The organism is Lactobacillus sp. HBUAS51381, assembly GCF_012641095.1.
Taxonomy (GTDB): Bacteria; Bacillota; Bacilli; order Lactobacillales; family Lactobacillaceae; genus Levilactobacillus.
Genome location: NZ_JAAVSC010000017.1, coordinates 51,456 through 59,039, shown reverse-complemented (window position 1 = coordinate 59,039; position 7,584 = coordinate 51,456). Strand labels below are relative to the sequence as shown.

The window sequence follows — 7,584 nt, the reverse complement described above, 5'->3', positions numbered from 1 at the left end:
CTAGGTGCCAAAAGGTCTCGCCACCTAGCCAGTGCCCCGCATTAATTACCATAAACTATTGATTTAACAATGTTTCTATTGACAAGACGTAGAAAAAGGACCCGAAAGTCTCCTTTCAGGTCCTCAAATCAAAGCACTACTTCGTTGAGCTCCGCTTCATCAAGCCATAAGGCAGGATGACCGTATTTTCATCAACGGTTTCGTTATTCATTAACTTCGTCAATAAGCGCATGGCCACGGCACCAATATCGTACAGTGGTTGGGTGATTGAGCTCATCTTCGGCCGTACCAACTCGGTCAGCTTGGTATCGTTACTCGTGATGACTTCGAATTCGTCTGGAACGGCCACACCGGCATCGGTCAACCCATTCATGACCCCAGCGGCTAACTCATCGTCACCCACGAAGGCTGCGGTAGCTCCGGCAGCGCTCAAGGCTGGTTCTAACGATTGACCCGCCTTGTACGTGTAATCCGTTTCAAAGACCAGCTTGTCATCGTAAGCGATGCCGGCATCTTTCAAGGCCTTCTTGTAACCTTTCAAGCGGTAGTCATGATTAATGGCCTGATCCATCGAACCCGAAACGAACGCAATCTTGCGGTTTCCATGATCGATCAAGTTCTTAACGGCTTCCGCCACAGCGGCCACGTAGTCAATGTTCACGCTGGGTTGGGTCTTTTCAGCATCTACGGAACCCGCCAACACGATTGGGGCCTTCGAACGCCGGAATTCTTCCCGTAGTTCATCGGTCACTTGGTTACCCATGAAGATGATCCCATCAACTTGTTTGGCCATCAACGTGTTCAGTACTTGAACTTCCTTGCCGCCGTTTTCATCGGAGTTGGTCAAGATGATATTGTACTTGTACATCATGGCAATGTCATCAATCCCCCGTGCTAATGACGAGAAATAAGCGTTGGTGACATCCGGAATGATTACCCCAATGGTCGTGGTCTTTTTGCTGGCCAGGCCTCTGGCAACCGCGTTTGGTCGGTAATCGAGTCGATCAATGACCTCCAAAACCTTTTTCCGTGTTGCCGGTTTAACATTAGGATTGCCGTTAACAACCCGCGAAACGGTAGCCATTGAGACCGCCGCCTCGCGCGCCACATCATAAATTGTAACTGTTTGTTTTTCCATAGCGAGAGCCCTTTCTTTCTTGTTTTGATTTGTTTTCATTCGTTTTCAAGCAACTTGACCAGTATACAGAATTGTTTTCATAGGCGCAAGAGTGAAAACGCTTTCACATCAAAGAATACCTTATTTTCACAGAATTTTCAAGGCAGAACCCCCATATTCCCGAATAAATAGCCCAATTGATGGTATACTAATTACATTAATTGAAGGGGTGATTTCATGACGAAACTCGAACAAATTCAGCAATGGACGGCGGAACACCACGCCAGCATGACCTACTTAAGTAATCCCAAGACCATTCAATACCTCACTGGTTTTGGGAGCGACCCCATCGAACGGGTCCTCGCTTTAGTCATCTTCCCGGACCAAGACCCATTTATCTTCGCACCGGCCCTGGAAGTCGAAGTCATCAAGGCAACTGGCTGGAAGTTCCCCGTTATCGGTTACCTGGACCATGAAAACCCATGGGCCATGATTGCCGACCAAGTGAAGCAACGCCACGTGAATCCAGAACACATCGCTTTGGAAAAGGGTCAGCTCCAAGTGGCCCGGATGGAAGCCCTGGCTGCTCAATTCACCAGTCCCCGCTTCGACTTGGACATTACCAGCTTCATTGAACACATGCGGTTAATCAAGTCTGAAGAAGAAATCAAGAAATTGGAAATCGCCGGTAAATGGGATGATTTCGCCTTTGAACACGGCTTTGCCGCAGTTAAGGCGGGTAAGACGGAACAATCCGCCGTCGCCGAACTCCAATACGCCCTGATGAAGGAAGGCATTATGGAAATGTCCTTCGGCAGTCTGGTTCAGGCGGGCGCCCACGCCGCTGAACCCCATGGGGCCACCAACGACACCAAGTTTGCCAACAACGAATTGGTCTTATTCGACCTCGGGACGGTGTACGATGGCTACATTTCCGACGCATCCCGGACGGTGGCTTTAGGCACCCCTACGGCTAAGCAAAAAGAAATTTACGACGTCTGTTTGGAAGCCCAATTGACGGCCCAAGCCGCCGTGAAGCCCGGCTTAACCGCCGCCGAACTCGACAAGATTGCCCGCGACATCATCACCAAGGCCGGTTACGGCGAATACTTTATTCACCGGTTAGGCCACGGGATGGGCATGAGCGATCACGAATTCCCATCCATTATGGAAGGCAACGACCTGGTCTTAGAACCCGGCATGTGCTTCTCCATTGAACCCGGTATCTACATCCCCGATGTCGCCGGCGTCCGGATCGAGGACTGTGTCCACGTGACGGCCGATGGGAGCCTGCCATTCACTCATACGCCGAAGGAACTCACTTACGTCGGCTAATGATCAACCAGACCGATAAGCTTTAACGATTGCGAAAGCCGCCAATCCTCAAATAACTGGGGGTTGACGGCTTTTTAAGCCACGACTGCTTATCAGCTCCCCCGCTTAATTGTAAAAGTGATATCACCGTGATATTATTAAGCTGTCATCTCGGGGGAGGCGTTTTAGGAGGTCACATTATGGCAAAGGAAAAGCAAAAACGTTTTTTATTACGAATGGACGAAAGTCTCTTTGCAAAATTGTCGCAAGCCGCTACCACTGATGGGCGGAGCATCAACGCGTATATCATCAATATTTTATCAAAAACGGCTACGCCGGGAAATTGGGAATCTCGGCAATTGATTGGCCGCACGGTGCCAGGAACTGCTTTGGACGCCAAGACGGGACTCGTGTTAGTCGCCGGCATTTACTATCGGTACCTATTGGAGCCGCGCGAGGCCCTGGATTTCACGGCAAACTATACCATTATCGAGAGTAACGGGAATATCTTGACGTTCAAGAAAATTTGAGGAGGAGTCGCTATGTTTGGGATTAGAATTGTGCATCAAAATAATGAAGGATTAGTTGAAACTTTGGGGAAGTACAAGCGTAGTGTCGCGCCTGGCGTTCATTTCTACTTACCTGGCCTGCAGAAAATCCGGACGGTTGAGTTGGCCATGACGCCCCTCGCCCTACCAAATTACTCGGTCATCACCAAGGACAACGCCGATGTCTCGGCCAGCCTGACGCTGAACTATCACGTGACGAACTCCGTGAAATTCCAATACGAAAACACCGACTCCGTGGAGTCCATGGCACAATTGGTGCGGGGCCATTTGCGTGATATCATTGGCCGGATGGACCTGAACCAGGCGCTCGGTTCTACCGCCAAGATCAACCAGGAGTTGGCCACCGCCATTGGCGACTTAACCGACACTTACGGCATCAATGTAGACCGCACGAACATCGACGAACTGACACCATCGAAGGCTATCCAGTCTGCCATGGACAAACAGCTAACGGCCGACCGAGAACGGGTGGCCGCCATCGCCAAGGCCGAGGGGGAAGCCAAGTCCATCGAACTGACGACCAAGGCCAAAAACGACGCATTGATGGCGACCGCCACTGCCCAAGCGGCGGCAACCAAGACCCGAGCGGACGCCGAAAAGTACCGGATCGACACGGTCAATTCTAGTTTGGAAAACGCCACGCCAGAATTCTTCGAAAATCAATCCATCTCGGCCTTCAGCGACCTAGCCAAGTCCCCAGCCAACGTGGTTGTGGTGCCCAAGGACGGCATCGCCGACCTGGGCCAGATCCCGGCAATTGGTGCGGCTTTGCGAGCTGGACTAAAGACGCCGGAAACGCCACTCCCGCAAGCAAAGAAGTAACGTAAAGCGTCTCTATACACTGCACCTAACGGCATGACTCCGGGATTCTCCTGGGGTTATGCCGTTTTTTTGTTGGTCGGTATCGCGCAGGATCATACTAGCCCAGAGAAGACTAACCGCATCTCCACGCGGATAAAATAGGCTTCCATGATTTACAGTCTCACTAAAGAATGGCGCACCACCATTGGGCAAGGCAAGTTATGCCTAGCATTCTCTTCTCCACCGGTGCCATCCACACTGATTTTGCCTGCCATCAGTAACCGACCTGGCTTTTTATTTCGTCATGGGTTGCGGTCACTGATGTACATATTCCGGGACAAAAGTATGACGCTGTTCACTTGATCCGAGAGAAACTTGTTGTCTTATTTCATATTTTATGTAACTATTATTTATAAATGTAACATATGTCTTAAAGATGGAGTGATACGTCATGCGCCAAAAAATACATACCCAATCAACAGATCAGCCTAATACTAGTCACATCCACAGCAAAACCAAGGCGTTACTCTTTGCCGGGGTGCTTTTAACCAGCCTAAATGTCGGTCTACTTAACGAATCCACAAAAGCTTCAGCGGACAATACAACGCCTGATGTATCGCTAACTTCCAATTTCTCAACTAGCGAATCGCCGACGCAACCTCTCAGCCAGTCCCCCCGTTCCGCAAACGGTGACAGCAGTACCTCGAAGGACGCAACTAGCACCGACGTTACACCTGAAGAATCCGTTGACGACAACACCACACCCGATGATTCAACGACTGACGACAATCGTAACGACCTCACCCCACCCAATACTGCTGAAATCAACACTGGAGCAAACGACGATGCAAAAGCTAAACAGAAAAACACCAGCACGCCTAGAGCTGCCGCACCAGAACCCCTAGCCAGCACAAATACGACCACGGGGATAGCTGACAACGATCACGCTACCTCACCTGAAAATGCTAATACCGTGCGTGCGGCCGTACCAGTTGGCGACATGGTCCAAGGAACAACACCCGATCAATCGGTAAACGCTACTGCTAGCCAAGCAATTACCGCACAAAAGGGCACGGTCTATGTTTATTACAAGATGGACACTGGCGGAGAACTTCTAAAAAAAGTTCTCACGGGTAACGTTGGTGATCGCTTCACCGTAAACGCTCTCAACTTCAATGATGGGGATGCCAAAGATTTCATGCTCAAGGGAGCGAGTCAAATTAACGGGACTTACACGTCAACAAAGCAAACGGTTACTTTTATTTATCAAGTTCCGCGCATCCGGACCTCTTCACAGGCTGGTATGGACATCTTCACAGTGACCTACGCCGATGGCAGTTTGAAATACATTGAAATCTTTGATGACGACTTTGATATCACGCTTAGCAAGAATTCTAAGGGGCAATCAAGCGTTGCCATTTACGCGATATCCCCAGCATCCCGGAATAAAACATTATCTCTGGCAAATAACGATGTCGCCACTTTCGGCCACCGCTTCGGCTATTTCAGCACGTCCACAAATAGTTTCATTTTTGAAAAGTCCACAAACAGTCGTCTCGTGAAGGTCATGAAGGTTAATAATCAGTCCGAGAAACTAACGGTTCGAACCCTCAATTTAGATTCCCCAAATGGCCATTTAAGAGCAATAAGTAAAACATTGGAAATCAATAATGCCACGCTATTCAACCATTTTTGGGCTAAATACGTTGACGGGGACATCCAATCAGCATTTTCAATTCAAGAAAGGACTGGGAATAGTCCCCAATTAAGTGCCAAGGCAGCGGTTTCTGAAGTTAATCCGCAGGGGCGTGCTCGCCTTCCTCAGACCTCTGAAGATAAAACCAGTTTCTCTTTCTATGGCTACCTCCTGTTATTCCTGCTTAGCACCGTTAGACTCTTTGGAAAAGTCAGGAAAGTCCATGAAAGCAAAGCATGAAAGAACCGCTTTTCAGTGTAAAAACCGTATTTACGCACTTCAAATTCCATCACCACAAAGAAAGTCTGAGACCTATCGTCCCAGACTTTCTTTTCGTTCTATATTAAGCTTGTTGCGTCTTCAACTTCTCAACCAAGGCCTTCACCTGATCGCTGGTCTCGCAATCATTAATGGCGGCTTCGGCCAAATCGGTCAACGTCGAGGCATCGAGGTGCTTCATCAGATTCCGCGTCTTCAGTACGGAGGTGGCGCTCATCGAGAATTCATCGAGGCCCATCCCCATCAACAGTGGAACCGCCGTCTGGTCACCGGCCATTTCCCCACACATCGCCACACTGGTTCCGTGACGGTGCGCAGCCTTGATGACGTGGTTAATCAGGCCCAAAAGACTTGGATGGTACGGTTGATAGAGGTAGGAAACCCGTTCGTTCCCCCGGTCGGCCGCAAACGTATACTGAATCAAATCGTTCGTCCCAATGCTAAAGAAGTCGACTTCCTTGGCAAAGTGATCGGCGAAGATGGCCGCGTTAGGGATTTCAATCATCATCCCCAACTTAATCTTCTCGCCCACCTTGACGCCGGCTTCCACCAGCTTAGTCTTCTCTTCATTGAAGATGGTCTTGGCTTGCCGTAGCTCCTCTAACGTGGCAATCATTGGGAACATAATGCCCAAATCACCAAACGCCGAGGCCCGAATCAAGGCCCGCAGTTGCGTCCGGAAAATGTCTTGCCGTTTGAGGGAAATCCGGATCGCCCGGTAACCCAAGAACGGGTTCATTTCCTTAGGCAGCTGCATGTACGGGAGATCCTTGTCGCCCCCGATATCCATGGTCCGAACGACCACTGGCTTGCCATCCATTTGTGAAACGGCCGCCTTGTAGGCCTCAAACTGTGCCTCTTCGGAAGGTAACTGGTCGCTGTCCATGTAGAGGAACTCGGATCGGAACAACCCAATTCCTTCGGCACCCGACTTCAGGACGGCCGGTAAATCGGCCGGCGTCCCAATGTTGGCGGCCAACATGAAGGATTGCCCATCCTTGGAAACGGTTGGCTGGTCCCTCAGTTGATCCCACAATGCCTTTTGTTCGGCGAAGTCTGCGGCTTGTTGCCGGTAATCGTCGAGTTCGGCTTCGCTCGGATCGATCAGCGCCACACCGTGTAAGCCGTCCAAGATCACCGTTTTGCCCTCTTGAATGGTGGCCGTGGCCTTCTCCGTCCCAACGACCGCAGGAATCTCCAACGTTCGGGACATGATGGCTGAGTGGCTCGTTCGTCCACCCAAATCGACCAAGATACCCTTTACAAACTGCCGGTCCAACTGCGCCGTATCCGAAGGGGTCAGATCGTGAGAGACCACCACCACGGGAGAATCCACCAGTGCCAAATTAGGCAATGGCCGGTTCAACAAGTGGCTAAGGACCCGCTTCGTGACGTCCCGGACGTCGGCCGCGCGTTCCTGCATGTAGGCGTTGTCCGTCATGGCTTCTAAAGTGGCTGAGAATTGATTGGCAACGTCTTGCTGGGCCGTTTCGGCGTTGCAAGACTGCTGCTTAATCTCGTCTTCCACTTGCTTGTTGAATTCGGGATCATTCACCATGGCCAGGTGGGCATCGAAGACCTCGGCTTCTTTGGGGCCGAGATTGTCGAGCGCCTTAGCTTTGATTTCTTCCAGTTCTGAAACGGTAATCTGGCGGGCCGCCACCAACCGATCAATTTCGGCTTGCGGGTCCGTGACCGTCTTTTTTTCGAAACTTAAATCTGGGTCAACTAACGTGTAGGCTTTCGCGATGCCAATCCCATCGCTCGCCGCAATTCCTGTAATTTTCGTCGACATACGTCATTTCTCC

6 protein-coding genes are annotated in these 7,584 nt (G+C 50.5%); 4 read left to right on the top strand and 2 right to left on the bottom strand.

The annotated features are described in order from the left end of the window. Window positions 1–136: 136 nt before the first annotated feature. Window positions 137–1,138, bottom strand: a complete 1,002-nt coding sequence (ccpA, locus tag HEQ50_RS07395) for a catabolite control protein A (RefSeq protein ID WP_168899880.1) — start codon at window positions 1,136–1,138, stop codon at window positions 137–139. Window positions 1,139–1,354: 216 nt separating this feature from the next. Here ccpA and HEQ50_RS07390 point away from each other — a divergent pair, with 216 nt between their 5' ends. From HEQ50_RS07390 to HEQ50_RS07375, 4 genes are all read left to right on the top strand, one after another. Then, on the top strand, window positions 1,355–2,452 hold the full coding sequence (locus HEQ50_RS07390) for a Xaa-Pro peptidase family protein (RefSeq protein WP_168899879.1): 1,098 nt from the start codon (window positions 1,355–1,357) through the stop codon (window positions 2,450–2,452). Window positions 2,453–2,631: 179 nt separating this feature from the next. After that, on the top strand, window positions 2,632–2,961 hold the full coding sequence (locus HEQ50_RS07385) for a toxin-antitoxin system HicB family antitoxin (RefSeq protein WP_211089261.1): 330 nt from the start codon (window positions 2,632–2,634) through the stop codon (window positions 2,959–2,961). Window positions 2,962–2,973: 12 nt separating this feature from the next. After that, window positions 2,974–3,822 carry an SPFH domain-containing protein gene (locus HEQ50_RS07380; protein ID WP_168899878.1) on the top strand — a complete coding sequence of 283 codons (849 nt, stop codon included), beginning with the start codon at window positions 2,974–2,976 and terminating at the stop codon, window positions 3,820–3,822. A 430-nt stretch (window positions 3,823–4,252) separates the two neighbouring features. Next, a complete protein-coding gene (locus HEQ50_RS07375; protein WP_168899877.1) occupies window positions 4,253–5,737 on the top strand; it encodes a MucBP domain-containing protein in 1,485 nt (494 codons plus the stop codon). A 103-nt stretch (window positions 5,738–5,840) separates the two neighbouring features. Here the strand turns inward: HEQ50_RS07375 and ptsP are convergent, their stop codons facing one another. Continuing rightward, window positions 5,841–7,571, bottom strand: a complete 1,731-nt coding sequence (gene ptsP, locus HEQ50_RS07370) for a phosphoenolpyruvate--protein phosphotransferase (RefSeq protein ID WP_168899876.1) — start codon at window positions 7,569–7,571, stop codon at window positions 5,841–5,843. Between the last annotated feature and the right edge of the window lie 13 nt (window positions 7,572–7,584).

What these genes read in the sequence shown, in the direction of transcription:
- ptsP (WP_168899876.1), bottom strand. Translation starts at nt 7,571, where the DNA reads ATGTCGACGAAAATTACAGGAATTGCGGCGAGCGATGGGATTGGCATC.
- HEQ50_RS07380 (WP_168899878.1), top strand. Translation starts at nt 2,974, where the DNA reads ATGTTTGGGATTAGAATTGTGCATCAAAATAATGAAGGATTAGTTGAA.
- ccpA (WP_168899880.1), bottom strand. Translation starts at nt 1,138, where the DNA reads ATGGAAAAACAAACAGTTACAATTTATGATGTGGCGCGCGAGGCGGCG.
- HEQ50_RS07385 (WP_211089261.1), top strand. Translation starts at nt 2,632, where the DNA reads ATGGCAAAGGAAAAGCAAAAACGTTTTTTATTACGAATGGACGAAAGT.
- HEQ50_RS07375 (WP_168899877.1), top strand. Translation starts at nt 4,253, where the DNA reads ATGCGCCAAAAAATACATACCCAATCAACAGATCAGCCTAATACTAGT.
- HEQ50_RS07390 (WP_168899879.1), top strand. Translation starts at nt 1,355, where the DNA reads ATGACGAAACTCGAACAAATTCAGCAATGGACGGCGGAACACCACGCC.